The sequence below is a fragment of the Mycobacterium sp. IDUB_24 genome, assembly GCF_055419385.1.
On sequence record NZ_JBVAXO010000004.1, the window covers coordinates 1 to 25,302 of the forward strand.

A 25,302-nucleotide genomic window follows, 5' to 3' on the forward strand; every position below is an offset into this window, starting at 1 on the left:
TCTGATCGCCTCGACCGGTGACAGTGTCACCACCTACGGCGAGCCTTGGAACATGAACTGAGCACATGAACGCCACGTTCTGAACGCCACGTTCTGAGCACCGCTGAAAACGGCCCCTGGAACTTCCAGGGGCCGTTTTTGTGTGCCGGGATGGCGCGCGCTCAGGTGCGATCGGCGCTGGTGTGCTTGGCGGTGTCGGGGCTCGGGCCGGTGCCGGGGCCACTGACATGCTTGCCGCTGTCGGCGTCGCCGTTGGAGGCCAGCAGATCGCGGATCTCGGTCAGAATGCTCAACTCGGTGTCCTGGGCCTGCTCGACTTCGCCGCGCTCACGCAGCTTCTTGTAAGGCACCATGATGACGAAGTAGATCACCGCGGCCACCAGGACGAAGTTGATAGCCGCCGACAGCACGGCGTTCAGGTCCACGAACGTCTCGGGATCGCCGCCGAGCGAGATCTTGAGCAGGCCGTACTCCTTGCCGGGGCCGGCGCCGACGCGGTCGATCAGTGGCTGGATCACCTTCTCCGTGAAGGCGGTGACCAACCCGGTGAAGGCGGCGCCGATGACCACAGCAACCGCAAGATCGATGACGTTGCCGCGAGATAAAAACTCCTTGAAGCCCTTCAACATGCTGCGGACCCTCCCTGCAGTGGTGTGTGTTGGTGCGACAAGCAAACAGTAACGGAGTTGGCCGAACGGCTGGGTGATTGTGGGACAACAACTTCGGTATGTGTGAACCATGTTGTCCGGCAAGGGAACCCGGACTCAATGGATGGTCAGGGTGACGGCCTGCACCAGGCTGGTGGCCGCGACATCATTGGCTGAGCGGGCCGGCAGCGCCACCAGTGCCACCCGGTCGTTGCCTACACCGGCCCCACGGGCCTTCTCTGAAACGAGCACCACCACGGCTCCCGAGGCCACTACGACCGGCCGGGGCGGTGCCTTGTCGTCCTGATCGGCGGTCACCGTCAGCACGTCGACCACGTCGCCGGGTCGGATCAGATCCAGCAGGGCGGTGTCGCTGAGTTTGATCGGCACGATGCGGGCTTCTGGGCCCGCTGCCGTTTCGGCCAGCCGCGACCCGAGCAGCCGGACATCGGTGATCACCTCGCCACGACGAGCCGGGGCCGTCAGCGTCGCCCCGAGCACCGGTGCCATGTCTCGCTGGGCGCCGTCGGGCAGGGTGGCCGTGCGGTGTCGTTCCAGGCGCACGTCGGCGGCGGTCAACGCGATGCCGGGGGACAGGTCGTGCGCTGCGACCGCGATCTCGGTGTACTCGCCGTGCGGATCGGAGCGCAGGGCCGCGATGGCTGCCAGAAGCACCAACCCGGCTGCGGCCGCACGGCGTGCGGCCACTGTGCGGGTCCAATCGGGCCGGGCAGCCGTCAGCCGACGCCAAGCCGGTGGGTCGAGTGATTGGGCCATGGCGCCACGCTAGGCGCGCGAAGGCTCCGTGAGAACGGCGTATTCGCCGTCCTGTGGATAACTTCCGGAGTTAGCTTGAGGCTGCCGCGGCGGGGGCGGCGCTGGAGCTGCTCGACGAAGAACTGCTCGACGAGTCGGAGGAAGACGACGATGAGTCGGACGACGAGCTCGAAGAGCTGCCTTCCGAACTCTTGGCGGGCGAGCCGTTGACCGAGCTCTTGCCCGATTCGCGGTTGTCGGTGCGGTAGAAGCCGCTGCCCTTGAATACCACGCCCACCGAGCCAAAGAGCTTGCGCAGCTTGCCGGAGCACTTGGGGCAGGTGGTCAGCGCATCGTCGCTGAAGGCCTGCACCGCGTCGAACCGATTGCCGCACTCAGTGCATGCGTAGGAATAGGTAGGCACGAAAACCCTCCGAGTTGGTCAAACTTGTTAGCACTCTACCGGCTCAAGTGCTAGAACCGCTACGTGGGCCATGTCATTCCCGCGGGCCGCCGGCGCCGGCGCACCGGAAGATTATCCGTACTGCTCGTGGTGACGGTAATCGTGGCGGTGCTGGCCGTGCTGGTGGTGGCCCGTATGCGTGCGGCAGCCCCGGCCGACGATTCCGCTGCGCACCCCTCCGCGCCCCCGGCCACCGGTCAGGCGCCGGCGCCGCGGACGCCCGCCTACGCCCGGGCCCGCACGCTGCTGGCGGGGCTGCCGGTCAAGGGCTGGGATCGCGACACCGACTACGCCCGCTCCCGCTTCGGTGAGGCCTGGAGTGACGACGTCAACGTCGAGTTCGGCCACAACAGCTGCAACACCCGGGACGACATCCTGCGCCGCGACCTGGCTCAGCTGATGGTCCGCCCCGGCACCTGCTACGCCGCCACCGGTGTCCTGCGCGACCCCTACACCGGTGTCGAGATCGCGTTCACCCGCGGGCCCGACACGTCCAGCACGGTGCAGATCGACCATCTCGTGTCCCTGTCGGACGCCTGGTACAAGGGGGCGCGTACCTGGGACCCCCAGCGGCGCAGGGACTTCGCCAACGATCCGCGCAACCTGACCGCGGTCGCCGCACAGCCCAACTTCGACAAGGCATTCCGCGACGCGGCCAGTTGGCTGCCGCCCAACGTGGCGTTCCGCTGTGAGTTCGTGGCCCGCCAGGTCGAGGTGAAAGCCGCCTACCAGCTGTGGGTCTCGGCGAAGGAAAAGCGGGCGATGGAGACGGTACTCGACAACTGCTAGCCCGCCGGATTCGCGATCGGCCTGCCAAAGGTCCACACGCACCACTTACGCCCCCGTAAGCTGGCGTTGCCCCGCCCGACGAGCAAGGGGTGCGACGATGAACCTTGTTCAATACAAACAGAAATCGGCATTCCCGGGCCAGATCGGCCGCAGCAGGGCGCGTCATTGAACTCACAGCAGCGCTGAGCCGGAAGGACACATCATGGTCAAAGGAACGGCGAACGACGCGGGAACCGCCGAGCCGCACCTGGCGCGCGAGCAACTCCCGATTCCTGACCCCAAACACGTCGGGTTGACGACCTACGACGCCAAGGACCCCCACACCAAGTACCCGCCGATCAAAGAGTTGCGGCCGCCCAAGGGCGCGCCCAACGTGCTGATCGTCCTCATCGACGACGTGGGATTCGGCGCATCGTCGGCCTTTGGTGGCCCCTGCCACACCCCGGTCGCGGAGCGGCTGGCAGCGGAAGGGCTGAAACTCAACCGATTCCACACGACAGCACTGTGCTCGCCGACCCGGCAGGCGCTGCTGACCGGGCGCAACCACCACTCGGTCGGAATGGGTGCCATCACCGAGATGGCCACCTCGGCGCCGGGCAACAACAGCATCCGGCCCAAGGAGAAAGCGCCGATCGCCGAGACCCTCAAGCTCAACGGGTACTCCACCGCGCAGTTCGGGAAATGCCATGAGGTGCCCGGCTGGGAAGTCACCCCGGTAGGACCGTTCCACCAGTGGCCCACCGGTTCCGGCTTCGAGTATTTCTACGGGTTCGTCGGTGGGGAGGCCAACCAGTACTACCCGGGGCTGTACGAGGGCACCACCGCGGTCGAGCCGCCGCGCTCACCCGAGGAGGGCTACACCCTTACCGAGGATCTCGCCGACCACGCGATCACCTGGGTGCGCCAGCAGAAGGCGTTGATGCCGGACAAGCCGTTCTTCATGTACTTCGCGCCGGGCGCCACGCATGCCCCGCACCACGTTCCCAGGGAGTGGTCGGACAAGTACAAGGGCAAGTTCGACGAGGGCTGGGATGCGTTGCGGGCGAAGATCCTCGAACAGCAGAAGAAACTGGGTGTGGTGCCCGACGATGCCGAACTGACCAAGAGGCACGACGAGATCCCCGCCTGGGACGACATGCCCGATGAACTCAAGCCGGTGCTGGCCCGGCAGATGGAGATCTACGCCGGGTTCCTCGAGCAGACCGACCACGAGGTGGGCCGTCTCGTCGAGGCGATCGGCGATCTGGGGGTACTGGACGACACGCTCATCTACTACATCATCGGCGACAACGGTGCCTCGGCCGAGGGCACACTCAACGGCTGCTTCAACGAGATGACCACGCTCAACGGCATGCCCGGAATCGAGACCGTGGAGTTCCTGCTCTCCAAGATCGACGACTTCGGTACGCCGGAGGCCTACAACCACTACGCCGTCGGCTGGGCGCACGGTTTGTGCGCTCCGTACCAGTGGACCAAGCAAGTGGCCTCGCACTGGGGTGGTACCCGCAACGGCACCATCGTGCACTGGCCGAAGGGGTTGGCCGACAAAGGCAAGACGCGCAATCAGTTCCACCACGTCATCGACGTCGCGCCCACGATTCTGGAGGCCGCGGGTCTGCCCGCACCCACGTTGGTCAACGGTATCGCGCAGGCACCTTTGGAGGGCGTCAGCATGCTGGGCACACTGCGTGACGCCGCGGCGCCGGAGACGCATGTGGTGCAGTACTTCGAGATGATGGGCAACCGCGGTATCTACCATGAGGGCTGGACTGCCGTCACCAAGCACCGCACGCCGTGGAAGGCCGACACGCCGCCGGCATTCGACGACGACGTGTGGGAGCTCTACGGGCCCGACGATTGGACCCAGTCGCGCGACCTTGCCGCCGAGAATCCGAAGAAACTCGCTGAGCTGCAACGGTTGTGGCTCATCGAGGCAGTCAAGTACAACGTCGTCCCACTGGATGACCGCGGTTTCGAGCGCATCAATCCCGACATCGCCGGCCGTCCGCAGCTCATACGTGGCAACACGCAGTTGCTGTTCCCGGGCATGCGGGTCAGCGAGTGGGCTGTTCTGACACTCAAGAACAAGTCGCACTCGGTGACCGCCAACATCGTGGTGCCCGAATCGGGCGTCAACGGCGTGATCGTCACCCAAGGCGGCAGCGTCGGCGGATGGTCGCTGTACGCGCAGGAGGGCACGCTGAAGTACTGCTTCAACTTCTTCGGTATCGAGCACTACATCATCACCGCGGACAAGCCGATACCAGCCGGCAAGCATCAGGTGCGGATGGAATTCGCCTACGACGGTGGGGGATTGGCCAAGGGCGGGGACGTCACGCTCTACTACGACGGCGAGGCTGCCGGCCAGGGCAGGGTCGAGCGGACCATCCCGATGGGCTATTCGGCCGACGAGGCGTGCGACGTGGGTTCGGACACCGGATCGCCCGCCTCACCCGACTACGGGCCGACCGGAAACAAATTCACCGGCGAGATCGAGTGGGTACAACTCGACATCGGCGAGGACGGCAATGATCACCTCATCACGGCAGAGGATCGATTCAACATCGCCATGGCCAAGCAGTAGCGGTCACGACGTCCGGTAACGCGGCACGATCATCACCGGCACCGGGGAGCGACGCAGGATCTTGCCCGCGGCCGAGCCGAGGAACACCTGCGCGCTTGGCGCGGCCGCGCCCGAGCCGAGCACCAGCATGTCCCCGGTGTCCCACCCGATGCTCTGCACCGCGCTGTTCCAATCGTGGCCGGCGCCGACGACGACGTCGACGTCCGGAACGGCCATCCGGTCGCGAATGGCATTGAGTTGCTTGGTGATTTCGGCGATTGTCCGCCGTGACCACTGCTGGACCACCAACTCCTCGGCAGAGGTTTCGATGGTGCCGGCGAACGCCGCGGTGTTGCGTACGGTGAACGACACGATGCGCAGCTTGGCCTTCCAATCCGCCGCCAGTTCGGCGGTGGCCGGGATGAGCCCGTTGACGTCGGCTTCCCCGCCGTAGGCCGCGGTGAGGCGGCGGATCGCGGGGTCGGTCTGGGCGTATCCGCGCGGTGCGAAGACCACCGGCACTCGGGCGGTGTGCACCAGGCGTTCGGTGACACTGCCCAGTGCGACCCGGCCGAGCATCCCCGATGACGATGAGCCGACGGACACCATGGTCGCCCGGTGGGCGTCCGCGAGCTCGATCAAACCCGTTGGTATCGAGGTGGATTCGTGTACCACCGGGGTGACGTCGAGATCGATGGGCAGTACCGCGACCGCGCGCTGCAACGCCTGGGTGGCCTGCGCGCGGACGTAGGCCAGATACTCACCCTCGACCGGGTCCTCACGTGGTGGCCACGCCCGTTCCACCACCGCCGCCGCGATCACCTGCTCGCCTGTGGTGCGGGCGATCTGGATGGCCAGGTTCAGCGGTGCGCTGCTGTGCCGGCTCGCGCTGAATGCGGCCAGGATGGTCACGACGCATGCTCCTGGGTGCGGGCTCGTGACACCACATGGGTCACCGGGATCTGATGGTCGGCGCGAGCCCGATCGACGACGTCGAAACGATGCCACACCGAATCCTCCGGCGGCAGAGTCGAAATGACGATCTGGTCGGGCCGGAACTCCTCTACTGCATGGGCCAAGGCTCGCAGCGGACGATAATCGCCCAACTCGCCGTCGGCCCGCAGCTCCTCGGCGCGCAGTGTGTTCAGCGTCTGGTCGAGGCGGCGCTGGGCCGCGCGCGTGGTGGCCTCGGAGATGTCGAGCGGGCCGTGGGTGGCGGCCACCCCGGTCTCGATCGGGCTGGCCGGTACCACGACGTGATAGACCGCATCGCGGTCGACGCCGATGCGGCGCAGCTCAGCGAGTAGTTCACTGGATTCCACAGTCTCGTTGGCCAGCACCAACACTCGGTGCGGATGCGGGGCCCCGGCCGTCGGGGCCATCTCGGGTGCTTCGGGTTTGCGTCCGATGAACCAACGGTTGGCCAGGAACAGTGCGATGACCACAGCCCAGGACAGCAGGCTCAGGGTCAGTGCCTTCCGGTTGTCGCCGCCCTGGACGAACATCTGGACCAGGATGGCGGTGATCGCGACCGCGGTCAGTATCGAGAGCACCGGGAAAAGCCACATCTTCACCTTGAGGGTGTCGGCCGAGGTGCGGTAGCGCAGCACGATCTGCGAGATCGCGATCAGCAGATAGACGAACAGGATGACAGCGCCGCTGGAGTTCAACAGGAACGCAAAGATGGTGTTCGGCGAGAATGCCGCGGCGATCACGCAGATGAAACCGATCACCGATGAGGTCAGGATGGCCGGGGCCGGAACGCCTCGCCGGGTCACCGCGACCAACTGCGGCGGCGCCTCGCGACGGGCGGCCAGGACGAACAGCATCCGCGACGCCGTGTACATCCCGGAATTCAGGCAGCTCAGCACGGCCGTGAGCACCACGGCATTCATGATGTGGTCGGCGTACGGGATGCCCATCTCGGTGAACGCCGAGACGAACGGCGACGCGGCGACCTGGTCGCTGTTCCACGGCAGGATGGTCACCAACAGGAACGCGGACCCGACGAAGAACACCGCGATGCGCAGGATCACCGAGTTGGCGGCCTTGGCCACCGCGCGTTCGGGATCCGAGGATTCCGCGGCCGCGATGGTCGCGATCTCGGCGCCCACCATCGAGAAGATCACTGTCACCACACCGACCGTGATGGCCATCGCGCCCACTGGGAAGAATCCGCCGTGCGAGGTCAGGTTCGAGAAGTCCATGTCCTTGTGCGGCCACAGCCCGATCACGTACAGCGCACCCAGGCCGATGAAGGCGATGATCGCCGCCACCTTGATCCCGGCGAACCAGTATTCGAACTCGCCGAACGACGACACCGAGAAGAGGTTGGTCGCTGTCATGGCGATCAGCAGCAGTAGCGCGGTGAGCCAGATCGGTGCCGCCGGTATCCAGTACTGGATGATCTTGGCGCCGGCGATCGCCTCGAAGCCGACGACGATCACCCAGAAATACCAATAGAGCCATCCGACCGAGAACCCCGCCCAATTGCCGAGCGCGTTGCGGGAGTAGTCGGCGAACGATCCGGTGGACGGGTTCGCCACGGCCATCTCGGCGAGCATTCGCATCACCATGATCACCAGGACCCCGGCCAGTGCGTAGGTGATGAACGCACCGGGACCGGTATCACCGATCACCACGCCCGACCCCACGAACAGCCCGGCGCCGATCACGCCGCCAATGGCGATCATCGTCAACTGTCGCTGACTGAGCGCCTTCTTCAATGCGGGTGTTTCACCCATTTGAGTACCGACTCCTCCATGATGTGTGACTCAGGTCACAAGCGGCCAGAAGAGAACGCTATGCCCGGCGACCGGTCGACGGAGCCGAAATGGGGCTGAAACTGTAGGAAACTCGCCCGGCTCGTTCAGACAGCTGTCGAATCGGGGCGGTACAGCCCGGCCAGGCGAGCGAGCCGCAGGCTCAGCATCAGATTGAACCGGGTCTCACCGTCGCTGAGATCGCCGTCGACTGCCTCGGTGAGTCTCTCCAGCCGGTAGTACAGCGTGGACCGGTGCAGATACATGTCCTCGGAGGTGCGCCGGACGTCACCGCCGTTGGCCAGATATGTCTCGAGCGTGCGGAGGAGGTCGTCGCGGTTCTGCTCGATCAGGCTGACGATGCCGGGATGGACCAGCTCGCCGAGCCGGTCCGGACCGTAGGCCTGGCCCAGTAACGCGAGGGTGCGCCACGAGCCGAGTGCGGACCAATCGGCCACCTGGGCGCTGCCCGCGCCGATCCGTGCGAGCGTCAGCGCCAGGCTTGCCTGGCGGAACCCAAGGGCCGCTTGCGTTATCGGAAGGGTGACGCCGGATGTGCCGATGGCTGGCCGGGTTCCGTAACTGGCCCGGACGGCCAGAGCCACGGTTTCGGCAGTGGTGGCAGACCCGGCGTCGGGACGTGACACCGCGAGGATCGTCGTCGTCGGTCCTGCCAGGGTGTACCACCGGCGCGTCCGGTCGGTTGCCGCCAGCCGGAGACGCAGCGCCAAGCTCCGATCGACCGAATCGTCCGCGCCCTCAGCGCCCGGCTCGAACCTGAAAACTTGGACCACGTCGTGCGGTTCGGCCATCGCCCTGGCGTGCAGTTCGGCGACCACCGCCTGGGCCTGCCCGGGATCTTCGGCGCCGATCAACCGCATCAAGAGGCCCTGGCGCTCCGACTCTTCGGCGCGCAGCACCGCGTTGCGGCGATCGAGGATGGCCAGCAAGTCACCGGCCGCCCGCTCGGCCAGCTGCTGATCATGCTCGGACAGTGAGCCATCCGGGGCGATGATCCAGAGGTAGCCGAACCGCTCGGACGCCGAGCGCACCGGCACGCAGAACCGCGGCATCAAGCCGTGGTGCGGAAATGCCGGGGTCCACAACGCCGAGTCCGCCGAGCCGATCCCGAATTCGAACAACGCCGCCTTGACCTCCGTGCGCGTCTCACGTTGCAGCACGCTGTGGACGCGCACGTCGTCCAGCTCGCCGAGCTGGCGGCTGTGTGTGATCGGAGTCAGCTCCTCGTCATCCAGCAACACGGCTCGGTCCAGGGTCTGGGCCAGCACGTCGACGATCAGCTGCATGCGGACACTGAAGTCAGCGCTCACCGGATCGGACACCTGACGATTCTGGACCAGGTCAATGCCGCAACGTCACGATTCCGCCCGACGGCGTCAGCGCATGTGTCATCCGCACGTCGTGAGGGTCGGCGGGCAGCTCGTCGACCAGTTCGTCGTCCCGCACCACCGCGACCAGCCGCGCTTGCGGTGCCGCATAGATGAGGCTGCGGTCGTAGAACCCGGCACCCCGGCCCAGCCGGTTTCCGGTGCGGTCGACGGCCAGTGCGGGCACCAGGACCACCTCGGCGTCGGCGATCGATCCGGCGGGCAACCACGGCGGCGCGGGCTCGCGCAGACCGAACTCGGCGGCCACCAACGTGCCCGGTTCGTACGGGCCCCACTGCATCGGCATTCCCCGGCCGTCCGCATCGTTGCGGGCGACCGGAATCAGTACGCGCGCATCGAGTTCCGCCAGCGTGTCCAACAGCATCTGAGAGCCGGGTTCGGAGTCCATCGGAACGTAGGCGCACACCGTTTGCCCGGGACGCACCAGGGCGGGCAGCCAGCGGCACAGCGCCTGCGCCTCACTGTCGCGGAGGTGGGCCGGCAGAGCCCGTCTTGCACGCAGAACGCCAGCTCGCAACTCGGTCTTCGTCGGCGGGGTCACGCCCTCCACCATTTCAGAGTGGGCGTTAGTGTGTGAACGATGAGCACGTCCCCCAAGGCGCCTGAGGTGCCGTTTCCCTTCACGGCCGTCGTGCCGGCAGCCGGCCTGGGTACGCGCTTTTTGCCGGCGACCAAGACGGTTCCCAAGGAATTGCTGCCGGTGGTCGACACCCCGGGCATCGAGCTGGTCGCGGCCGAGGCGGCCGAGGCCGGAGCCGAGCGGCTGATCATCGTCACCTCCGAAGGCAAGGACGGCGTCGTCGCGCATTTCGTCGAGGACCTGGTGCTCGAGGGCACGCTGGAGGCCCGCGGCAAGAAGACGATGTTGGAGAAGGTCCGCCGCGCTCCCGCGCTGATCAAGGTCGAGTCGGTGGTGCAGGCGGAGCCGCTGGGCCTCGGGCATGCCGTCGGCTGCGTCGAGGGCGCGCTGGCTGCGGACGAACATGCGGTCGCGGTGCTGCTGCCCGATGATCTGGTGTTGCCCACCGGTGTGCTGGAGACGATGTCGAAGGTGCGGGCCAAACGCGGCGGAACGGTGCTGTGCGCGATCGAGGTCCCCGGCGACGAGATCAGTGCCTACGGCGTCTTCGACGTCGAGACGGTGCCCGACGCGGCCAACCCGAACGTGCTGAGGGTCAAGGGCATGGTGGAAAAGCCCAAGTCCGAGGACGCGCCGTCCCCGTACGCCGCGGCCGGCCGCTACCTTCTGGACCGGGCGATCTTCGATGCGCTACGTCGCGTTCCGCGCGGGGTGGGCGGGGAGATCCAGCTGACCGACGCCATCGCCCTGCTGATCGAAGAGGGCCATCCGGTGCACGTGGTCGTACACCGCGGAGCCCGACACGACCTGGGAAATCCCGGCGGCTACCTGAAGGCTGCGGTTGACTTTGCGTTGGAACGTGACGACTACGGCCCCGAATTGCGGCGGTGGTTGGTCGAACGATTGGGTCTGACCGGACAGGAAGGCTAGCAACGCGTCGGGTCGTACGCCGCGCGTCGTCCGGTCGTCGGGGCCCGTAGGACAGGAAGGCGTGTTGTGCGTTCGGTCGAGGAACAGCAGGCTCGGATAGCGGCTGCCGCGGTGGCGCCCCGGCCGGTGCGAGTGGCCATCGCCGAGTCACAGGGTCTGATGTGTGCCGAAGAGGTCGTGACCGAACGGCCGATGCCGGGATTCGATCAGGCCGCGATCGACGGCTACGCGGTGCGCAGTGTCGACGTGTTGTCCGTGGGCGACGGTGCCGGTGAGATCAGCCTGCCGGTGATGGGCTCGGTCGAGGCCGGGGCGCGGACGCCGAGCCGGTTGCAGCCCCGGCAGGCCGCCCGCGTGCAGACCGGTGCGCCGATGCCGACGCTGGCCGACGCGGTGCTTCCGTTGCGGTGGACCGACGGTGGTGAGAGCCGGGTCCGGATCCTGCGCAGCGTGCGTTCGGGCGCCTATGTCCGGCGTACCGGAGACGACGTGCAGCCCGGTGACGTCGCGGTGCGGGCCGGCACCATCATCGGCCCGGCCCAGGTGGGCCTGCTGGCCGCGGTCGGACGGGACCGGGTGCTGGTGCACCCACGACCCAGACTGTCGGTGATGTGCGTGGGCGGCGAACTCGTCGACGTATCCCGCACGCCGGGAACCGGGCAGGTGTACGACGTGAACTCCTACGCACTGGCCGCGGCGGGCCGGGATGCGGGCGCGGAGGTGAACCGGGTCGGCATCATCAGCACCGACCCGCGAGAACTGCGGGAAACCGTTGAGGGCCAAGTCAATCGGAATGAGATCGTGGTGATCGCCGGGGCTGTGGGCGGGGCCGCCGCGGAGTCGGTGCGCACCGTGCTCGCCGACCTCGGCGAGATGGAGGTTGCGCGGATCGCGATGCACCCGGGATCGGTGCAGGGCTTCGGGCAGCTCGGCCGCGACCGCGTTCCGGTCTTCCTGCTGCCCGCGAACCCGGTCAGCGCGCTGGTGGTGTTCGAGGTGATGGTGCGCCCGCTGATCCGGCTGTCACTCGGCAAGCGCCAGCCGATGCGGCGCGTGGTGCAGGCCCGCACGCTGGCGCCGATCAGTTCGGTGGCCGGGCGGACGGGATACCTGCGCGGGCAGTTGATGCGTGACCAGGACACCGGCGAATACCTGGTGCAGGCCTTGGGCGGGGCGCCCGGGGCGTCGACGCATTTGCTGGCCACCCTCGCCGAGGCGAACTGTCTGGTGGTGATTCCGAGCGAGGTCGACGAGGTCCGTACCGGCGAAACGGTGGATGTGGCATTCCTGGCTCAGCGCGGCTGATAAGACTTCATTCGATGAATGATGGTGTGACGAATCGACGGTGTGGATGAGCCTGCTGCGCTCCAGTGCCTTCCACCCGGGTTGGCCGGGTCCGATCGGGCCGTTGCGGGTGCAGGCCGGCGTGGTGCGGCTGCGCCCGGTGCGGCTGCGCGACGCCGCAGTGTGGAGCCGGATCCGGCTGGCCGACCAGGCTCACCTCGAGCCCTGGGAGCCGGTCAGTGGTGTGGATTGGCGTGTCCGCCATGGGGTTTCGTCATGGCCTGCGATCTGCTCGGGTTTGCGCAGCGAGGCCCGGCGCGGCCGGATGCTGCCCTATGTGATCGAGCTCGACGGGGAGTTCGCCGGCCAGCTCACGATCGGCAACGTCACCCACGGCGCCCTGCGGTCAGCCTGGATCGGTTACTGGGTGGCCAGTGACAAGACCGGCGGCGGGGTGGCGACGGGTGCGCTGGCTCTGGGGCTCGACCACTGCTTCACCGGGGTGCAGCTGCACCGGGTCGAGGCCACGGTGCGGCCGGAGAACGCCGCGAGCCGGGCTGTCCTGGCACGGGTGGGGTTCCGCGAGGAAGGCCTGTTGCGCCGTTATCTCGAGGTGGACGGCGCCTGGCGGGACCATCTCCTGGTAGCGGTCACGTTGGAAGAGCTGAAACATTCGGCGTCCCAGGCGCTGGTCTCGGCCGGCCGGGCCAGTTGGTGCTGATTTCCGGGTCGGTCTGAGTTGCGGCGCGCCGTGTCCCGAAACTGCGCCTAGGGTCGTGATTTCGCCGGATTAACAGCCCTGGAAGCAATCTCGGCTGAATAGGCCTCCTCAGCTGTTACCAATGTGACACGTGTGACTGATGGTGCTTGTATCGGATGAATTACAGGTGTGTAATTGTGTCGGCGCGTCATCCATGGATGCGCTGGTCACGGACCTAGCCTGAAGGGGAAAGGAAAGGCGTCATGCCAAGCATCCCCCAGTCACTGCTGTGGATTTCCCTAGTCGTTCTCTGGCTTTTCGTGTTGGTCCCCATGTTGATCAGCAAGCGCGACTCGGTGCGTCGCACCAGCGACGTCGCCCTGGCGACTCGAGTGCTCAACAGCGGCCGCAACGCACAACGGTTACGGCGCGGCCCGGCCGCCGGGCATCACAGCGATCCGCATTGGCAGCACACGGCTGACCACCTCGACGAGAAGCTCGATGAAGACTTCGAAGGGGATGAAGAGCCGGCCGAGGTGCGCGTGCACGCCACGGTGCAGCGCACCGTGGTGGTGGCCGCGGTGAGCGTCGAGACCCCTGAGCCCGACTATCTCGATGTCGACGTCGTCGACGAGGATTCCGGTGCGCTGCCGGTCGGTTCGATGGCAGAGGCTGAGCCCGAGCCCGAGGCCGAACCCGAACTCGACTTGGAGTTCGAGACCGAACCTGAGCCGGAAGCGGAGCCCGAACCCGTCGCGGTCGAGGAGCCTGTCGAGCCCGTCGAGCCCGTTGCCCCGGTCGAGGCCGTCGAGTCGGAGATGCAAACCGACCGGATCGCACTGGATCTCGACGAGACCGCTGAGACCGAGCAGGCCGAGGACGCCGAGGATATCGAGGACCCCGACGACCTCACCGACGCCGAGTACGAGTACGTCGACGACTCGTCGGGCCTGGAACCCGAGGCCGAGGACGAGCCGGCCGAAGAGGAATCGTCCGAGACGCCCGTCGCATCGCTGAGTGCAACACGGCAGCGCCGGTTCGAGTCAAAGACCTCCGCGGAGGTCAGTGCCCGCAAGTTCCGGTTCCGTAAGCGCATGCTCGCGGTGTTGTCGGTCGCCATGCTCTTCTCGGCGGGTGCTGCCTTCCTGGTGACACCGTCGGCCTGGTGGGTGTGTGGCGGCGCGGGAACACTGACCGTGCTGTACCTCGCCTACCTCCGTCGCCAGACCCGTATCGAGGAACAGCTGCGGCGTCGTCGGGCGCAACGCCTGGCGCGGTCCCGGCTGGGCGTGGAGAGCACCGATGACCACAAGCTCGACGTGGTGCCTGCCCGGCTACGTAGGCCCGGCGCAGTGGTGCTCGACATCGACGACGAGGACCCGATCTTCGAGCACCTGGCCTACACGTCCTACGGGTCGGCGGCCCGCGAATACGATCTACCGCGCGCTTCCGGGCAGTAGAGCGGCCGGTTTCCGGTTCCGGGGCGACGGCTGGTAGCCTTGCGTTCCGGTATCAGGGGCTATAGCGCAGTTGGTAGCGCGTCTCGTTCGCATCGAGAAGGTCAGGGGTTCGATTCCCCTTAGCTCCACAAAGTTTGAATAGGAAAGACCCGCCGGAGACGGCGGGTCTTCTCTTATCTGAACGTGTAAACGGCTAATCCCGCAGCGAGGATGAACCATCGCATACTGGTCTCGAACAGCGAATGCGAATCGAAGGACACATCATGACCGTCAGCATCGTCGACGCGGGTCCGAATCAGGTCAGCCGCTCCGTGGAGGTCAATGCCCCTGCGGCCGAACTGTTCGCCATGATCGCCGACCCGCGTCGTCACCACGAGATCGACGGTTCGGGCACCGTCCGCGACAACGTGTCGTGCCCAGATGACATCGCTCCGGGTGCGAAGTTCACGACTGGGATGCGGATGTACGGGGTGCCCTACCGGATCACCAGCGTCATCACCGCGGTAAGACCCGACGAACTCTTTGAATGGCGACATCCGGTGGGGCACCGTTGGCGCTGGGAGTTCACCGCACTCACCCCCACCCTGACGCGCGTCACAGAGACATTCGATTACCGCGACACCGGGCCGATCAAGGACACGCTGAAGTACTACGAGCGAATGGGCTTCGCCAAGGGCAACGCGAAGGGTATCGAGTCCACGTTGACCAAGTTGCACGACCGCTACGCGACTTGATCCGCGTCGAAGGCGTTGCTTACATCAGCGCGCGCGATCGCAGGGTGATCGGTAGGTCGTCGGCCGGCGTCGGCCCGGTGCCCCAGGTCAGTTGGGGCCGGTAATCGTCGGGCACGCTCCATTCGAAACGTCTCAGCATCTGGTGCATGGTGGTCTTGACCGTCATATCGGCAAACTGCTGGCCGATGCACTTGTGCGCACCGCCGCCGAACGGTGCGAACACGTAGCGGCTCACCGTGGCGCGGGACTCCGAATTGTTCACGAACCGCTCGGGGTTGAACGTGTCAGGGTCGGGCCACCAGTCGGAAAGCCGCATGGAGGCATAGACATTGATGGCCACCTGGGTCTTGCGCGGGACGAAGTGCCCGAGGATCTCGGTGTCGCGGACGGTCTGCCGGAAGAGCGCGCCGGCCGGCGCATACATGCGGAGGATCTCCTTGAACGCGGCATCGAGCAGTGGGTAGGCATCCAGGTCGAGCACCGTCGGGGTGTCATTCGGGAGGCTGATCGCTTCCTCGCGCAACGCGTCCTGCCATTGCCGGTTCCGGCCCAGTTCGTAGGTCAGCATCGACAACGCGATGGCGGTGGTGTCGTGCGCAGCCATCAGCAGGAAGATCATGTGGTTGACGATGTCGGCCGGCGTGAACCGGGCGCCGTCTTCATCCTCGCTGCGGCACAACATCGAGAAGAGGTCGGTGCCATCGCCGCGCTGGCGGTCGGGAACCTGCTCGGCGAAGTAGCGTTCGAGCCGCTCCCGGGCCCGTAGTCCCTTGGCCCATACGCCGCCGGGCACGTCCGCGCGTACCAGCGCCTGCCCGCCTCGGACGGTGTCGTGGAAATCCGCCGACAGTTGGTCGGACTCGGGACCGAGATGGGTGCCGACGAAAACCTCCGCGGCCTGTTCGAGCAGCAGGTGCTTGATGGACGGATAGAACGGAAATCGCTGTGCCGACGGCCAATTGCTCAGGGTGCGATCGATACTGGGCCGCATCAGTTCCAGGTAGCCGTCCAACGCGCTGCGGGTGAAGGACTGCTGCATGATGCGGCGGTGGTCGCGATGTTCGTCGAAGTCGAGCAACATCATTCCTCGGTGGAAGAACGGTCCGATGACCGGTGCCCAGCCGCGGGTGCTGGAGAAGACCTTGTCCCGGTTGACCCATGCGGCTTCCAAGGCGTCAGGGCCCATGAGACCGACGACGCGGAAGCCGACGCCCCCGGCCCACGACACCGGCCCGTAGCGCTCGTACCGGTCCCGGGCGAAGGCCAGGGGGTCGGCCAGTGAGCTCAACACATGGCCGAGGAACGGGAAACCGTAATTGCCCATGACGGGCTTCAGACTCGATCCCCGGGGTGGCGTGGCAAGCGGACGCTCGCCGCTCGGAAATCTGGAGGTGACGGCCGCGCCCAAGGCTTGGAGGCGGTGTGTGTTCGCGGGGGAGACAACGCGGGTGGCCAATGATGTCATCCGTCTATCCGATTCAAGTAGTCGCGGCGACGGCGCTCGTCGAAATGGCCGGGAGGCTCGTTTCGTGTTGCAAGTCGTTTGAACAGTTGCATCAAGGGCTCCGGTGTGGCTTCCTCCAACAGTCCGAACGGCGACAACCATTTCGGGACAGTGACTTCGCGCCCTGGGCGTCGTGCACTGTCTGCGATCGCCGCTGCAATCTGCTCGGGCTGGCGGGTGGGAAGAAGATCGAGCGTGACTCCTGCGGTCAGGTCGGTGTGAACTGCTGTAGGCATGACCGTAGTGATGGTGACGTCGGTGTGGGCGATTTCGGCGCGGACAGCTCGTGACAACGCCGCCACCGCGTACTTCGTCGCGCAGTAGACCGACATTCCGGGAGTCGTCACCTTGGCAGCCATCGATGCGACGTTCACCATGTGGCCGTGATTGCGGTCGAGCATGCCGGGAAGGAATTCGTGCATGCCGTTGATGACGCCGGTCAGATTGACGGCGATTTCGCGGTGGTATGCCGCGAGTTTCTGCTCCACGAAGGGGCCCATATGCTGGATGCCGGCGTTGTTCACCAACATGGCCACCGGCCCATCGGCGGATGCCGCACGGTGAAACGCCGCTACGCTTGCTTCGTCGGTGACATCCAGATGTACGGCGTTCGCTCCGATCTCGCGACCGGTACGTGTGGCCTCGTCTGCGTCCACGTCACCTATCCACACTGTTGCGCCGCGCTGAACGAGAGCCGCCGCGGTGGCGCGGCCGATGCCACGGGCGCCCCCGGTGACGCACGCGACGGCTCCCGCGAGGTCGATCATCGACTGGCGCTCTCGTCGGTGAACTCCCGCAAGGCGAAGTACGCGATCAGCCGAATTTCGCCGCTGTTCATTTTCAGCAGGGCACGCCCGAGATAGAGGCCGGGTATCAGCTCCACGACTTCGTCGCGGGTCCGCTTGATCGGGAACGTGCGAACGCTCGGATTCCGATACTCGTCCGGGGTGTAGTCCAGTGCCCGCACTTTGATGTACGGCGCGATAGCCGCGGTGTCGATGCGGTGATCGAATTCGAACCCCACCATCTCGGATCCAACTCGACGTAGTCCGCGATACAAGGGAGCGATGACCGGCATCGCGTATTTGGCCAGCGGGGCAAGCCGGTTGAAACCGGTACCAGTGTCGAATGTCTTTCCGCGCCAGGTCGGGTCGATCTTCAACAGCGGATTGGCCAGGTGCGCCTCAGGAATGCCGAACAGGTTACCGACGATCTGCCCTTCCATCGCTCCGTGCGGTCCCTCCGGTGCGAGCCCTCGCTCGAACAGCGCGCCGAGTTGGTCGCGGCGCCCGGCCTGACCGAGTTCCCGCAGGTAGTCCCAGCCCTGGCGGCGCGCCAGGACGGGTGAGGTCAGCGCCAACTCGCGCAAGTCGTTCAACGCCGATGCCTGGGTCGCGTCCGGCGCGTGGTTGGCGTCCCCGGTGGTCTTCGCTGCAGTGGTCATGCGTCCTCCTGGTCCAATCTGGTACGGAATCGTGCCTAATATCTGGTACGAAACCGTGCCAGAATGTGATGGTGGTGTCAACGACCAAGCGCGCTTACGGTGGCCAATCGGCGGACGACCGCCGCAGGCGACGGCGCGAACGTCTGCTGGACGCGGCGACGGCGGTGATGGCGCGCAATGAATGGCGGAGCGTGACGGTCGAAAAGGTCTGCGCCGCCGCCACTCTCAACAAGCGGTACTTCTACGAGAGCTTCACCGATCTGGATGCCCTTTCGGCTGCCGTCGTCGACGACATCGCCGAGGGCGTACGTCGCGCCACGGTGGCCGCAGCAGACACGGCCGCGCATGAACCGCTGGAAGTCCAGGCGTTGGCGAGCGTGACGGCCGCGGTGCGGGCACTGGTAGACGATCCGCGTCGCGCACGCGTCCTGCTGGGTGGGGTGGCAGCGTCGCCCGAGCTGCATGCTCACCGAACCACGGTCATGCACCGGCTCACCGACGTGCTCATCGACCATGGCCGCACTGTGCACGGCGTCGAGTTGGAGGCGGATCCGTTGGCCAAGGTGGCACCGGCGTTCATCGTCGGCGGGACAGCCGACGCGATCCTGGAGTTCGTCAACGGTGGCGTCGACCTGTCTCTCGACGATTTCATTGCGCAGCTCGCCACCCTGTGGCTGATCGCCGGCAATGGAGCGGCGCAGGTGGCCCGTTCCCGGATTGCTCCGTCTTAGTGCTTGATCGAATACCGCGCCTGTCGGCCACAGTTCCTCGGCAGACCCTGTGGCGAATGTGTCGCTTATCGACGCGAAAATCGTGAATCTGCCTCAAAGCCTGCACAGTCGTCACAGGGCGTTGGATGGCAAGTCGTCCTCACCTCACGGGTGCGTGACGAGGTGCGTCTCGTTGTCGAGCCCGGCCGTCAGTTCCGCGACATCGAAGGGCCGATCCAGGCGTGCGTGCAGCGCCGGCGCGGCGCAGTTCGTCAAACATGATGCAGCCGGCCATTTCTGCGGCCCCGACGACGCCTGGAACTGGGATCAACTGTCCGAAGGTTTCATCGCCGAGATACGTGAACTGCTCGACGGGCACCGCCTGGTCTACAGCTGCTACAAGCTCCGAGTTCGTCCACTCGGTCGAATAGCCGACCACGCCGCGGCTAGGATGATGCCGTGGAGGATCAGCCGCCGGGCTCAAGTCGTGTGGCGCGCCGTCGCGACCGACGTAAGGCCGAGATCGTCAAGACGGCGACCCGGATCTTGACCGAGGCCGGCTATGGCGGCATGAGTCTGGAAGATGTCGCCGAGCAGACCGACATCGCCAAGGCCACTCTCTACCACTACTTTTCATCCAAGGACGCCTTGGTTGCCGCCGCGCTGGAGACCCTCACCCAGGAAGTCCTGCAGCGCCTGGCGGCACGTGAGGAGGAGCTCGGAACGGTCGATGCTCGCCAGCATCTGGCGGCGCTGATCGATGAACAGGTCCGCATCCTCACCGAGACCGCGCCGGAGGTGGCCGCGATGTTCTCCTGGCCACGCGGTTGGCCGGAGATCTTCGAGGATCCGATGAAGGACATGCGTCGCCGTCACGACGCGGTATTCCGCCGGGTGGTGGAACGCGGTGTGGCCGACGGCGAATTCGCCTGTCCCGACGTCAATGTCGCCCTGCAGTGTCTGCACGGCATCCTCAACCAGTCTTCGGTGTGGATCGGGCCGGGCCTGCACGACGAGAATCGGGCGGAGCTGCGTGCCGCGATCGTCGACCGTGCGTTGTGCCTATTCGGCTAGCCGTTCTGTCTCGCCGGCTTCGCCGACGGAAAGTCCGGCGCGCGTTTTTCGCGCAATGCGGTGTAGCCCTCCACCACGTCCGGCCCCAGGAAGGTCAACATCTCGTAGGCGGCGGACTGGTCGAAGATCGGGCCCGCATTGCGCAACCAGTTGTTGAGTGCCCGCTTGGTCAGCCGGATCGCCTGTTGTGCGCCGGTGGCCAGATTGTCGGCGATTCGCAGTGCCTCGTCCAGAACTTCCTCGCGCGGAAGGGCTTTGGCGACCATGCCGATCCGCTCGGCCTCGATGCCACCGATCATCTCACCCGTCATCAGGTAGTACTTGGCCTTGGCCGTGCCGGCCAGCAGTGGCCAGATGATGGCGGCGTGGTCACCGGCTGCCACGCCGAGTTTGACGTGGCCATCGCCGATCCGGGCGTCCTCGGCGATGATCGCGATGTCGGCGAGCAGGGCGGCCACCGCGCCGGCGCCGACGGCGACACCGTTGATGGCCGAGACGATCGGCTTGTCGCAGTTGATCATGTTGTAGACCAGGTCCCCCATCTCGCCGAGCATGTGTGACACCCGGTCGTAGTCGCCGGCCATCCGCTCGACCATGGCCAGGTCGCCGCCGGCGCTGAAGGCCTTACCCGCGCCGGTGATCACCGCGACCCGGGTCTGCGGGTCGGCTGCGACGTCCTTCCAGATGCTGGCCAGTTCGGTGTGCATGCCCTCGTCAGCGGCGTTGTACTTCTCCGGCCGGTTCAGCGTGATCAGCAGGACGCCGTTGTCCCGGCGGGTCAGCGTCAATTGTTGGTAGTCAGAGAAATCCATGGGGATGGTCCCTTCTGTCTGCGTGCACTCTCGGCGGGCGCTGGGTTCAACCGAAGTTACGGTTTTTCGACCATGTCAGTCAATTACCGACCATGCGGTTGATTTGTTGCCTTGGTCAGCCGATAGTGGCCGTAGCGTCCACATCACCGCAGATTGGGAGGTCAGGTAGTGCGATTCGACAACAAAGTCGCCGTTGTCACGGGTGCAGCCTCGGGAATCGGCCGGGCGATCGCGATTGCTTTGGCAGCGGACGGCGCCACCGTCGCGGCCGTCGACCGCAACGAGGCGGGCCTGACCCAGACCGTGCAGACCTGTGCCGACGCCACCGCACACGTGGTCGATCTGGCGGATCCGGCGGCCGTGAGCACATTGCGCGACGATGTCGTGGCCGCGCACGGACTGCCCGGTGTCATCGTCAACGCGGCCGGCTTCGACCGGGTCGAGCCGTTCATGTCCAACGACGACGCACTGTGGCAGTCGTTGGTCGCGGTGAACTTTCTCGGGCCGGTCCGGCTCACCCATGCCTTTCTGGAAACCATCCTCGCAGAGGGAAGTACGGCAAAGATCGTCAACATTGCCAGCGATGCAGGGCGGGTGGGCAGTCTGGGGGAGACCGTCTATGCCGGGACCAAGGGAGGGGTGATCGCTTTCACCAAGTCGCTGGCGCGAGAGATGGCCCGTCACCAGATCAACGTCAACTGTGTTTGCCCTGGACCGACCGACACCCCGTTGTTTCATTCGCTTCCCGACAAGGTCCGCGACGGACTGGTCAGGGCCATCCCGTTCCGCAGGATCGCCCAACCCGACGAGGTCGCCAAGGCAGTGCTCTTCTTCGCTTCTGACGATGCCAGCTTCATTACTGGCCAAGTCCTCAGTGTGAGTGGAGGCTTGACGATGGCCGGTTGATGGCCAACCGGTGACCGGCCGGCGTCGAACCCGCCCTTGGTCGACGCCAGTTTGCAATGGCATACTTGCTCAGCCCCTGGGCTCAACCCAGCCAGTTCGGTTAGCCTCGGGGAGCAGATTGGCCAGTTGGGGGATTGCTATGGCAAACGATCTGAGAGTGGACCCGGGGGCGCTTCGGGCGGGGGCCACTAGCAGCGGGATGATCGCTGTCGAATTGAGGGTGGCTCCGGCCCGTCCGGATGCCGGGGGCTACCCCAGTAGCACCGGCGTCGTCGCGATGGACGGCGCGGTGATCACCGCGCGAACCTCCCAGTCGAGTCGCGTGAGCGCGCAGGCGGGGGATTTGTCTGCGGCCGCGCTGAGATACGACGCGGTCGATGAGCAACACGCCGGAGGCCTGGCGGAGTTGATGTGAATGATCCGTCCGGCACCGGCCCATCGAGTGGGGCCCTGACTCGTTCTCAGTTGGAGAGTTGGGACACAACGTATCTGGCAGAAGCTGCCGCCCGCTGGCGGCAGTTGGCCGCCGAGTCGGAAGCGCTGTTCGAGTGGCACCGGCAGAACGTGTTCGCGCCCGGTGGTGCCGAGTGGTCCGGCGAAGCCAGCGAAGCCGCGGGAGAGCGGGTCAGCGCGGACGCTGTCGTGGTCCGCAGGCAGGGCGACATTCAGCGTGAGGCCTCCGAGATCGCCGAGAACGGCTGCCGGGACATCCGCCTCGCCGTGGGGCAGGTGCTCGAGGCCATCACCGCCGCCGAGGACGACGGTTTCCAGGTGGCCGAGGATCTGAAGGTGCGCGATACCCGGCGCATCGATGTGACGACCATGGCGACGCGTTACACGGCGTCACGGGAGCATGCCGAAGATATTCGGTGGTACTGCGAGCGGCTGATGCAGGCCGAGATCTACCTGGGGCAGCGGCTCGAGGGCAAGGCCCTCGAGCTCGCTGCCGTCAGGTTCTCGGTGTGACCGAACGCTCCGCTAGAGCTGTGCCCAGATCGACTTGGTCTTGAGGTAGCCGTCGATGCCTTCGTAGCCGAATTCCTTGCCGACACCGGACTGCTTGTAGCCGCCGAACGGCACGTTGTGGTCGAAGGTCAGCTGACAGTTCAGTCCCACCATGCCGGCCTGCAGACGCTTGCCCAGGCTGTGCGCGCGGCCCAGATTGGTGGTCCACACGGTGGCGGCCAGGCCGTAGCTGGTGTCGTTGGCCATCGCGATGGCCTCGTCGTCATCGTCGAACGGCAGGATGGTGACGACCGGGCCGAAGATCTCTTCCTTGTAGAGCCGGCTGGTGGCCGGGTCCACGCCGGTGACGACGGTGGGCTTGACGAAGTAGCCCTTGCGGTCCAATCGGTAACCGCCGGAAACGATCTCGACGCCGTCGCGCTTGCCCTGGTCGATGTAGCCCAGCACCCGGTCGAGTTGCTTCTGGCTGACCAGCGGGCTGATCATGGCGCCCTCGTCCTTGGGGCCGCCCAGCACCAGGTTCTCGCCGATCATCGAGATACCTTCGACAACGCGCTCATACACGCTGCGCTGCACGAAGATTCGTGATCCGCACACGCAGCCCTGCCCTGAGTGCACGAAGATACCCATCGAGGCCATCATGATCGCCATGTCGAGGTCGGCGTCCTCGTAGATCAGCACCGGTGACTTGCCGCCGAGCTCCAGGGTCACCTTCTTCAAGTTGTCCGCCGAGTCCCGCATGATCTGCTTGCCGACCTCGGTGGAGCCGGTGAAGGCGACCTTCTCCACGTCGGGGTGCGCGGTGATCGCGGCACCTGCCGTGGCGCCGTAGCCGATTACGAAGTTGGCCACACCGTCCGGAACGCCGGCCTCGCCGATCAGCCGCTCCAGCAGCACCGCTGACAACGGGGTCTCCTCGGCCGGCTTGACGACGCTGGAGCAACCTGCGGCCAGGGCCGGGGCGATCTTGGCGCAGGCGTTGAACAGCGGGCCGTTCCACGGATAGATCAGGCCCACCACGCCGTACGGCTCCTTGGTGGTGTACGCGTGCAGGTTGGAGTAATTGCTGTTGACGCCGCCCTCCATCTGCACCTGGTAGCTGCTGCCGTTGAGCTTGGTGCACCAGCCCGCGTAGTAGCGGAAGAATTCGGCGCAGGTGGAGACGATCATCTCGGCCTGCATCGGTGGCATGCCGGCGTCCAGCGATTCCAGCTCGGCGAATTCCTTGGCGTGCGCGTCGATCAGATCGCCCAGTTGCCACAGCACCTTGGCGCGCTGGCGGGCCGGAATGTCGGTCCAAATCCCGGACTGGTAGGCAGCTTTCGCTGCGGCGACGGCCTCGTTGACAGCCTCCGGCCCGCAGTCCCGGAACTCGGTGATCTGCTCCTCGGTTGCGGGATCGATGACCGGAATCACCTCACCGGTGCCGGGCCGCGTTCGGAGGTCGTCCAGAACTGTCTGCAGTGCCATAGGGGTCCCTTCGTCGTCGCTAATGCTGAGCATCTGCTTAGCATTCGAATAGGGGGCGGTCAAGACCCGCATGTGCGGCTCAAGCGTGGCAATGGCTCGGCAATTGCGGTTGTTGGACCCCTATGGTGTCGATACGCTGACGCGGTGCCAGACATCCGGGTCCGCGATGCCGCCGAACTGCTCGGGGTCAGTGACGACACCGTTCGACGCTGGATCGACGACGGATCCCTACCGGCCCACCTGGACGGGTCCGGGCGCAAGGTGATCGACGGCGCGGCATTGGCGGTGTTCGCACGGGCCAACGCCGCCGCGGCGCCCAAGGATCCGCTGGGTATCGGGAGCTCGGCGCGCAACCGTTTCACCGGGTTGGTCACCAACGTCATCGCCGACGAGGTGATGGCCGAGGTCGAGATGCAGTGCGGACCGTTCACCGTGGTCTCGCTGATGAGCAGCCGGTCGGTGCGCGAGCTCGGCCTGGCCCCTGGCAGCGTCGCCGTCGCCGTGGTCAAGGCGACGACCGTGATCGTGGAAACCCCGAGAGGAAAGTCATGACCCGAGCCCGGATGTGCGCCCTGGCGCTGACCGCGATGACAGCGACGGCCCTGATTGCCGGATGCTCCTCGGCCGACAACGCCTCGGGGCCCTCCACCGCGGCGGGCGGCTCGATCACGGTGTTCGCCGCGGCCTCGCTGAAATCGGCATTCACCGAGATCGGTGAGCAGTTCAAGACCGACAACCCGGGCGCATCGGTCGAGTTCTCGTTCGCCGGTTCTTCGGATCTCGTCACCCAGCTGACCCAGGGTGCCGGTGCCGATGTGTTCGCGTCCGCCGATACCCGGAACATGGACAAGGCGGTGGCCGCCGGCCTCGTCGAAGGTGCCCCCGTCAATTTCGCCACCAATACGCTGACCATCGCCGTAGCGCCAGGAAACCCCAAGGGCATCAAGGCGTTTGCCGATCTTGCCAAGCCCGGAACCAGTGTTGTGGTGTGCGCCCCGCCCGTGCCGTGCGGCGGCGCCACCGAAAAGGTCGAGCACGCCACCGGGGTGACGCTGTCCCCGGTGAGCGAGGAGACCTCGGTCACCGACGTGCTCGGCAAGGTCACCAGCGGGCAGGCCGACGCCGGTCTGGTCTACGTCACCGATGCTGCCGGGGCCGGGGACAAGGTCACCAGCGTGGCATTTCCGGAGGCGGGCCAGGCCGTCAACACCTACCCCGTTGCGGTGCTCAAACAGTCCGAGCAGGCCGGGCTGGCGCGCCAGTTCGTCGACCTGGTCAACGGCGAGGCCGGGCAAAAGGCGCTCGCCAAGGCGGGATTCGCCAAGCCCTGACCGGGTCC

General features: G+C 66.0%; 26 protein-coding genes and 1 tRNA gene. 15 read left to right on the forward strand and 12 right to left on the reverse strand.

The annotated features are described in order from the left end of the window. Window positions 1–161 precede the first annotated feature (161 nt). The 3 genes from mscL to ACZYZF_RS15340 form a co-directional block, all read right to left on the reverse strand. On the reverse strand, window positions 162–629 hold the full coding sequence (gene mscL / locus ACZYZF_RS15330) for a large-conductance mechanosensitive channel protein MscL (protein ID WP_463746101.1): 468 nt from the start codon (window positions 627–629) through the stop codon (window positions 162–164). A gap of 135 nt (window positions 630–764) precedes the next feature. Next, entirely contained in the window at window positions 765–1,424 is a 660-nt protein-coding gene (locus tag ACZYZF_RS15335; RefSeq protein WP_463836179.1) for an SAF domain-containing protein, read from the reverse strand. A gap of 70 nt (window positions 1,425–1,494) precedes the next feature. After that, entirely contained in the window at window positions 1,495–1,827 is a 333-nt protein-coding gene (locus ACZYZF_RS15340; protein ID WP_463746103.1) for an FmdB family zinc ribbon protein, read from the reverse strand. Window positions 1,828–1,956: 129 nt separating this feature from the next. Between ACZYZF_RS15340 and ACZYZF_RS15345 the strand changes: the two genes are divergently transcribed. Both ACZYZF_RS15345 and ACZYZF_RS15350 read left to right on the forward strand, forming a co-directional pair. Further along, window positions 1,957–2,655 carry an HNH endonuclease family protein gene (locus ACZYZF_RS15345; protein ID WP_463836180.1) on the forward strand — a complete coding sequence of 233 codons (699 nt, stop codon included), beginning with the start codon at window positions 1,957–1,959 and terminating at the stop codon, window positions 2,653–2,655. 202 nt (window positions 2,656–2,857) lie between these two features. Next, window positions 2,858–5,239, forward strand: a complete 2,382-nt coding sequence (locus tag ACZYZF_RS15350) for an arylsulfatase (protein ID WP_463836181.1) — start codon at window positions 2,858–2,860, stop codon at window positions 5,237–5,239. Between the two features lie 3 nt (window positions 5,240–5,242). Here the strand turns inward: ACZYZF_RS15350 and ACZYZF_RS15355 are convergent, their stop codons facing one another. The 4 genes from ACZYZF_RS15355 to ACZYZF_RS15370 all read right to left on the reverse strand — a co-directional run bounded on the left by ACZYZF_RS15355 (window position 5,243) and on the right by ACZYZF_RS15370 (window position 9,942). Continuing rightward, window positions 5,243–6,130, reverse strand: a complete 888-nt coding sequence (locus ACZYZF_RS15355) for a universal stress protein (protein WP_463836182.1) — start codon at window positions 6,128–6,130, stop codon at window positions 5,243–5,245. Continuing rightward, window positions 6,127–7,962, reverse strand: a complete 1,836-nt coding sequence (locus ACZYZF_RS15360; RefSeq protein WP_463836183.1) for an amino acid permease — start codon at window positions 7,960–7,962, stop codon at window positions 6,127–6,129. Before ACZYZF_RS15360 ends, ACZYZF_RS15355 begins: the two co-directional genes overlap by 4 nt. 125 nt (window positions 7,963–8,087) lie before the next feature. Next, window positions 8,088–9,323 (reverse strand): PucR family transcriptional regulator, encoded by a 1,236-nt coding sequence (locus ACZYZF_RS15365; RefSeq protein ID WP_463836184.1) that lies wholly within the window; start codon window positions 9,321–9,323, stop codon window positions 8,088–8,090. A gap of 19 nt (window positions 9,324–9,342) precedes the next feature. Next, entirely contained in the window at window positions 9,343–9,942 is a 600-nt protein-coding gene (locus tag ACZYZF_RS15370; protein ID WP_463836185.1) for a 5-formyltetrahydrofolate cyclo-ligase, read from the reverse strand. A 27-nt stretch (window positions 9,943–9,969) separates the two neighbouring features. On the opposite strand from ACZYZF_RS15370, the gene ACZYZF_RS15375 reads away from it, so the two are divergent. From ACZYZF_RS15375 to ACZYZF_RS15400, 6 genes are all read left to right on the forward strand, one after another. Beyond that, the gene (locus ACZYZF_RS15375) at window positions 9,970–10,899 is read left to right on the forward strand and encodes a UTP--glucose-1-phosphate uridylyltransferase (RefSeq protein ID WP_463746110.1); all 930 of its coding nucleotides are present in this window, start codon (window positions 9,970–9,972) and stop codon (window positions 10,897–10,899) included. A 66-nt stretch (window positions 10,900–10,965) separates the two neighbouring features. Beyond that, entirely contained in the window at window positions 10,966–12,204 is a 1,239-nt protein-coding gene (gene glp / locus ACZYZF_RS15380) for a molybdotransferase-like divisome protein Glp (RefSeq protein WP_463746111.1), read from the forward strand. Between the two features lie 46 nt (window positions 12,205–12,250). After that, window positions 12,251–12,904, forward strand: coding sequence for a GNAT family N-acetyltransferase (locus ACZYZF_RS15385; protein WP_463746112.1), 654 nt, complete (start codon window positions 12,251–12,253; stop codon window positions 12,902–12,904). Window positions 12,905–13,146: 242 nt separating this feature from the next. Then, the gene (gene sepX / locus ACZYZF_RS15390; protein WP_463836186.1) at window positions 13,147–14,343 is read left to right on the forward strand and encodes a divisome protein SepX/GlpR; all 1,197 of its coding nucleotides are present in this window, start codon (window positions 13,147–13,149) and stop codon (window positions 14,341–14,343) included. Window positions 14,344–14,398: 55 nt separating this feature from the next. Further along, a tRNA-Ala gene (locus ACZYZF_RS15395) sits at window positions 14,399–14,471 on the forward strand. Between the two features lie 135 nt (window positions 14,472–14,606). Beyond that, complete coding sequence (locus ACZYZF_RS15400; protein ID WP_463836187.1) at window positions 14,607–15,077, forward strand: SRPBCC family protein; 471 nt, start codon at window positions 14,607–14,609, stop codon at window positions 15,075–15,077. Window positions 15,078–15,096: 19 nt separating this feature from the next. On the opposite strand, the gene ACZYZF_RS15405 is transcribed toward ACZYZF_RS15400, so the two are convergent. The 3 genes from ACZYZF_RS15405 to ACZYZF_RS15415 are packed head-to-tail and all read right to left on the reverse strand — an operon-like array spanning window position 15,097 to window position 18,025. Beyond that, window positions 15,097–16,542, reverse strand: coding sequence for a cytochrome P450 (locus ACZYZF_RS15405; RefSeq protein WP_463836188.1), 1,446 nt, complete (start codon window positions 16,540–16,542; stop codon window positions 15,097–15,099). Continuing rightward, window positions 16,539–17,348 carry an SDR family NAD(P)-dependent oxidoreductase gene (locus ACZYZF_RS15410; RefSeq protein ID WP_454791793.1) on the reverse strand — a complete coding sequence of 270 codons (810 nt, stop codon included), beginning with the start codon at window positions 17,346–17,348 and terminating at the stop codon, window positions 16,539–16,541. The genes ACZYZF_RS15405 and ACZYZF_RS15410 overlap by 4 nt, the downstream gene beginning before the upstream one ends. Next, window positions 17,345–18,025 (reverse strand): hypothetical protein, encoded by a 681-nt coding sequence (locus ACZYZF_RS15415; protein WP_454791792.1) that lies wholly within the window; start codon window positions 18,023–18,025, stop codon window positions 17,345–17,347. Before ACZYZF_RS15415 ends, ACZYZF_RS15410 begins: the two co-directional genes overlap by 4 nt. 146 nt (window positions 18,026–18,171) lie before the next feature. Here ACZYZF_RS15415 and ACZYZF_RS15420 point away from each other — a divergent pair, with 146 nt between their 5' ends. Together ACZYZF_RS15420 and ACZYZF_RS15425 are read left to right on the forward strand one after the other, a co-directional pair. Continuing rightward, window positions 18,172–18,756 (forward strand): TetR/AcrR family transcriptional regulator, encoded by a 585-nt coding sequence (locus tag ACZYZF_RS15420; protein WP_463836365.1) that lies wholly within the window; start codon window positions 18,172–18,174, stop codon window positions 18,754–18,756. Between the two features lie 438 nt (window positions 18,757–19,194). Then, entirely contained in the window at window positions 19,195–19,809 is a 615-nt protein-coding gene (locus ACZYZF_RS15425) for a TetR/AcrR family transcriptional regulator (protein WP_463836189.1), read from the forward strand. Here the strand turns inward: ACZYZF_RS15425 and ACZYZF_RS15430 are convergent. After that, window positions 19,806–20,621, reverse strand: a complete 816-nt coding sequence (locus ACZYZF_RS15430) for an enoyl-CoA hydratase/isomerase family protein (protein ID WP_463836190.1) — start codon at window positions 20,619–20,621, stop codon at window positions 19,806–19,808. The genes ACZYZF_RS15425 and ACZYZF_RS15430 overlap by 4 nt on opposite strands. 168 nt (window positions 20,622–20,789) lie before the next feature. Here ACZYZF_RS15430 and ACZYZF_RS15435 point away from each other — a divergent pair, with 168 nt between their 5' ends. The 3 genes from ACZYZF_RS15435 (at window position 20,790) to ACZYZF_RS15445 (ending at window position 22,493) form a co-directional block, all read left to right on the forward strand. Further along, on the forward strand, window positions 20,790–21,527 hold the full coding sequence (locus ACZYZF_RS15435) for an SDR family NAD(P)-dependent oxidoreductase (protein ID WP_463836191.1): 738 nt from the start codon (window positions 20,790–20,792) through the stop codon (window positions 21,525–21,527). Window positions 21,528–21,726: 199 nt separating this feature from the next. After that, entirely contained in the window at window positions 21,727–21,942 is a 216-nt protein-coding gene (locus ACZYZF_RS15440; protein WP_463746121.1) for a hypothetical protein, read from the forward strand. Further along, complete coding sequence (locus tag ACZYZF_RS15445) at window positions 21,939–22,493, forward strand: hypothetical protein (protein WP_463746122.1); 555 nt, start codon at window positions 21,939–21,941, stop codon at window positions 22,491–22,493. The genes ACZYZF_RS15440 and ACZYZF_RS15445 overlap by 4 nt, the downstream gene beginning before the upstream one ends. Before the next feature lie 12 nt (window positions 22,494–22,505). Here ACZYZF_RS15445 and ACZYZF_RS15450 read toward each other — a convergent pair whose 3' ends face one another. Next, window positions 22,506–23,963 (reverse strand): aldehyde dehydrogenase family protein, encoded by a 1,458-nt coding sequence (locus tag ACZYZF_RS15450; protein ID WP_463836192.1) that lies wholly within the window; start codon window positions 23,961–23,963, stop codon window positions 22,506–22,508. Between the two features lie 144 nt (window positions 23,964–24,107). Between ACZYZF_RS15450 and ACZYZF_RS15455 the strand changes: the two genes are divergently transcribed. Together ACZYZF_RS15455 and modA are read left to right on the forward strand one after the other, a co-directional pair. Next, window positions 24,108–24,515, forward strand: a complete 408-nt coding sequence (locus ACZYZF_RS15455; RefSeq protein ID WP_463836193.1) for a TOBE domain-containing protein — start codon at window positions 24,108–24,110, stop codon at window positions 24,513–24,515. Continuing rightward, on the forward strand, window positions 24,512–25,294 hold the full coding sequence (gene modA, locus ACZYZF_RS15460) for a molybdate ABC transporter substrate-binding protein (RefSeq protein WP_463836194.1): 783 nt from the start codon (window positions 24,512–24,514) through the stop codon (window positions 25,292–25,294). Before ACZYZF_RS15455 ends, modA begins: the two co-directional genes overlap by 4 nt. Window positions 25,295–25,302 lie beyond the last annotated feature (8 nt).

Excerpts from the sequence above, each read along its gene's own strand:
- mscL (WP_463746101.1), bottom strand. The coding sequence starts at position 629 with ATGTTGAAGGGCTTCAAGGAGTTTTTATCTCGCGGCAACGTCATCGAT.
- ACZYZF_RS15335 (WP_463836179.1), bottom strand. The coding sequence starts at position 1,424 with ATGGCCCAATCACTCGACCCACCGGCTTGGCGTCGGCTGACGGCTGCC.
- ACZYZF_RS15350 (WP_463836181.1), top strand. The coding sequence starts at position 2,858 with ATGGTCAAAGGAACGGCGAACGACGCGGGAACCGCCGAGCCGCACCTG.
- ACZYZF_RS15360 (WP_463836183.1), bottom strand. The coding sequence starts at position 7,962 with ATGGGTGAAACACCCGCATTGAAGAAGGCGCTCAGTCAGCGACAGTTG.
- ACZYZF_RS15370 (WP_463836185.1), bottom strand. The coding sequence starts at position 9,942 with ATGGTGGAGGGCGTGACCCCGCCGACGAAGACCGAGTTGCGAGCTGGC.
- ACZYZF_RS15375 (WP_463746110.1), top strand. The coding sequence starts at position 9,970 with ATGAGCACGTCCCCCAAGGCGCCTGAGGTGCCGTTTCCCTTCACGGCC.
- ACZYZF_RS15385 (WP_463746112.1), top strand. The coding sequence starts at position 12,251 with ATGAGCCTGCTGCGCTCCAGTGCCTTCCACCCGGGTTGGCCGGGTCCG.
- sepX (WP_463836186.1), top strand. The coding sequence starts at position 13,147 with ATGCCAAGCATCCCCCAGTCACTGCTGTGGATTTCCCTAGTCGTTCTC.
- ACZYZF_RS15400 (WP_463836187.1), top strand. The coding sequence starts at position 14,607 with ATGACCGTCAGCATCGTCGACGCGGGTCCGAATCAGGTCAGCCGCTCC.
- ACZYZF_RS15405 (WP_463836188.1), bottom strand. The coding sequence starts at position 16,542 with ATGACATCATTGGCCACCCGCGTTGTCTCCCCCGCGAACACACACCGC.
- ACZYZF_RS15410 (WP_454791793.1), bottom strand. The coding sequence starts at position 17,348 with ATGATCGACCTCGCGGGAGCCGTCGCGTGCGTCACCGGGGGCGCCCGT.
- ACZYZF_RS15415 (WP_454791792.1), bottom strand. The coding sequence starts at position 18,025 with ATGACCACTGCAGCGAAGACCACCGGGGACGCCAACCACGCGCCGGAC.
- ACZYZF_RS15430 (WP_463836190.1), bottom strand. The coding sequence starts at position 20,621 with ATGGATTTCTCTGACTACCAACAATTGACGCTGACCCGCCGGGACAAC.
- ACZYZF_RS15440 (WP_463746121.1), top strand. The coding sequence starts at position 21,727 with ATGATCGCTGTCGAATTGAGGGTGGCTCCGGCCCGTCCGGATGCCGGG.
- ACZYZF_RS15450 (WP_463836192.1), bottom strand. The coding sequence starts at position 23,963 with ATGGCACTGCAGACAGTTCTGGACGACCTCCGAACGCGGCCCGGCACC.
- modA (WP_463836194.1), top strand. The coding sequence starts at position 24,512 with ATGACCCGAGCCCGGATGTGCGCCCTGGCGCTGACCGCGATGACAGCG.